The sequence below is a fragment of the Pseudomonas folii genome (assembly GCF_014357575.1).
GTDB lineage: Bacteria > Pseudomonadota > Gammaproteobacteria > Pseudomonadales > Pseudomonadaceae > Aquipseudomonas > Aquipseudomonas folii.
Window position 1 is genome coordinate 1 of sequence record NZ_JACONW010000283.1, and the last position, 2,738, is coordinate 2,738.

General features: G+C 58.1%; 3 protein-coding genes. 1 reads left to right on the plus strand and 2 read right to left on the minus strand.

Annotation, left to right across the window (positions count from 1 at the left end):
• Positions 1-113: 113 nt before the first annotated feature.
• A complete protein-coding gene (locus H8S59_RS26695; protein WP_187523352.1) occupies positions 114-959 on the minus strand; it encodes an alpha/beta fold hydrolase in 846 nt (281 codons plus the stop codon).
• A gap of 241 nt (positions 960-1,200) precedes the next feature.
• On the opposite strand from H8S59_RS26695, the gene H8S59_RS26700 reads away from it, so the two are divergent.
• On the plus strand, positions 1,201-2,088 hold the full coding sequence (locus tag H8S59_RS26700; protein WP_187523353.1) for a LysR substrate-binding domain-containing protein: 888 nt from the start codon (positions 1,201-1,203) through the stop codon (positions 2,086-2,088).
• Positions 2,089-2,090: 2 nt separating this feature from the next.
• On the opposite strand, the gene H8S59_RS26705 is transcribed toward H8S59_RS26700, so the two are convergent.
• A complete protein-coding gene (locus H8S59_RS26705) occupies positions 2,091-2,735 on the minus strand; it encodes a TetR/AcrR family transcriptional regulator (protein WP_187523354.1) in 645 nt (214 codons plus the stop codon).
• Positions 2,736-2,738 lie beyond the last annotated feature (3 nt).

Here is a 2,738-nt window from a genome sequence, read left to right on the forward strand (position 1 = left end):
TGCTTTTGAAGGTAGGAGGCAACTTGTTGCCGAGAGGGCCTGATGCGGTGCGTCAGGCAAGCCACCTCGCGAACAAGTTCGCTCCTACCTTGGCATGTAGGAGGTACGAGCACCTACAGGAGGTTGTGTTTGTGGACGAAGGCAATAGCCTTTTCGGCAAACATCAAGGGCTGATCTTCCATCAGAAAATGACCTGCGTTGTCGATGAGCTGCACTATCGAGTCAGGAATGTCGCCGTGCAAACGATGGGCATAACGTGATGGCTGCCATTCATCTTCCGCACCCCAGAGGATCTGCACCGGAATGTTCAGCCTGGGCAGACGTTGCGCGAAGTCTTCGGTATAGCGCGAGTCATAATGCGCGACCTGGTTCTTGTAAAAACCTTGCTGGCCGATCAGGCCGGTGATCGGCGCCAGGTAGGCTTCAAGCACCTCGCCCTCCATGATGCTTTTGTTGAAAACCGCCATGCGCAATTGCCGGATCATTAATTGCCGATGTTCGTCTGCGTTCATGACCGCGTGTTCGGCGTAATGCGTGCGGATATGTTGCCAGCTTGCAGAGGGCCACGAGTCATAGCTGACGATATCGGCGATGGTCAGGGACCGGAAACTTTGCGGTGCATCGATCGCCAGCCGTAGCGCAACGCCTCCGCCAATGTCATGGGCAATCATATGCGTTTGCTCCAGCCCCCAGTGATCCAGCAACTTCTCCAGCAGGATCCGTTGGGCCGCGACCGACGTGTCCTGGTCTTGCGGAAACTCCGATGCGCCGAAACCCAGCAGGTCGAACAGATGCACTTTCAGCCCGGCCTCCACCAGCGCGGGTACGACGTTGCGCCAGATGATCGAATGCGCTGGCGTGCCGTGCAGCAGGACAACCGGCAGCCCTTCGCCGTGACACCCGGTGGCGATGCGTCGCCCATCGATGATCACGTGTTGAGTGAGCAGTGGATTGTTCATGAGCGTGGTCTCCGAGACGTTGATGATGGATTCAGCGTATCGAAGGGGTATTCATGACGCCAATGACAACTTATGCTGCTGAAATTCGATTTTTGTCATGTTGATGTGAACGGTCTGATGCAGATCTGTAGGACCGGCTTTAGCCGGGGGGAGGGCATTTCAGGCGAAGGCTTATAGCGATAAACAGGACTTCTCGCGGCTAAAGCCGCTCCTACGACGAATTCGCTTATAAGGATAATTTGTGAACCAACGCCTCCCCATAGACGTCCTTCGGGCGCTGCGCAGCATTGTCGAACTGGGCAGTGTCACCCGCGCGGCTGAAAGCCTGAACCTCACGCAATCAGCGGTCAGCTGGAAGATCAAACGGCTGGAGAAGCAGCTTGGGCGAGATCTGATCCGTCGTGAAGGCCAGCGTCTGATTGCAACCAGCGACGGTGCCGAGCTGCTGATTCATGCGCGGCGCATCCTCAATTCTCACGACGAAGCGCTGGCACTGTTTGCTCCGTCTACCCTGGAAGGCACCGTCCGGCTGGGCGTGACCGAGCAGGCTTCGCTCGCCCAACTGTCACCGATACTGGCGAAGTTCTCCAGGCAGCACGGCAATGTCGACGTTCGTGTTGTCGTCGAACAGAGTCAGGCGCTGCGTGAGTCCCTGGTCAACGGTGCGCTGGATATGGCTTTGCATCAGGATTTCGCTCACGGGTTGAGTGCTGAAGATCACTTGTTGTGGAGCGAACGGCTGAACTGGTGCGTGCCTGCCGGTTGGGAATATAACCCTGATACCACCGTCGCTCTCGTGACCTACGGGGCGGGATGTTTCTACGGCAATCTGGCGCAGGACCGCCTTCAGGCCGTGGGTATTCGCTGCAAGGTGGCGGTGCAGTGCCCCTCGACTGAAGGCGTGTTGTCGGCCATATCGGCAGGCTTGGGCATCGGGTTGGTGACGGCGAGCAATGTCGACAAGCGCGTCGAGATCAGTCGTGCTTTTGAGCACAATATGCCGCTGCCAGACGTGGCCAATGTGTTGCGTTTTAGCCAGCGCAAACACGATCCGGTGTTACAGGCATTGCAGCAGATGCTGGCTCACACCCTAACGCGTGTCAGGGAGGAGTCGCCCATTCCTGCATGAAGCTAAGCCGTCAAGGGGCGCTCTCTTTTCGGTAGGTAAGGCGGCAAATAAATACCCACGTACGCATCAAATACCCGCATCCCTTCTTCGGCCATGCGCGGGGTTATCTGGTCATGCAGTTGCATGGAGCGTGCATACACACGGTCGCCCAGCTCCATGGCCAGGGCGAACACGTCGACATCCGTCGGTAGCACCGGCAGCGCGAAGTGTCTGTCAAAGACCTCCAGCATCAAGTGCCCCAGCTCGATGTCATGCTGACGATCCGCCTGAGTGATTTCGGTCAGGCCATGCTGGGCCAGAATCAACTGGCGCGCAGCGGCGTCAGCATTGTAGATGTCCAGCATGCGCTGCTCGACCAGGCGGGACAGATCACGCCACGTGTTGAGTTCTGCATGTTCAATAGGGGCTTGCAGGCTGGCACGGAAGGCTGCGTGGATGTCGGCGGTCAGCGCTTCCAGCAGGGCGGGAACGCTGGCGAAGAAGTGGTAAACCGAAGACGGCGGAATCTGTGCCCGTTCGGCCACGCTGTAGATCGACAGACTCGCTACGCCCTCAGTGGCAAGCAGTTCGCGTGCAGCATCAAGAATCGAATCGATTCGGGCCTGGCTGGCTGCGCGGGGTTTGCGGGGCGTGATGGGGCGGGTCATGTG

What these genes read in the sequence shown, in the direction of transcription:
- H8S59_RS26705 (WP_187523354.1), bottom strand. Translation starts at nt 2,735, where the DNA reads ATGACCCGCCCCATCACGCCCCGCAAACCCCGCGCAGCCAGCCAGGCC.
- H8S59_RS26695 (WP_187523352.1), bottom strand. Translation starts at nt 959, where the DNA reads ATGAACAATCCACTGCTCACTCAACACGTGATCATCGATGGGCGACGC.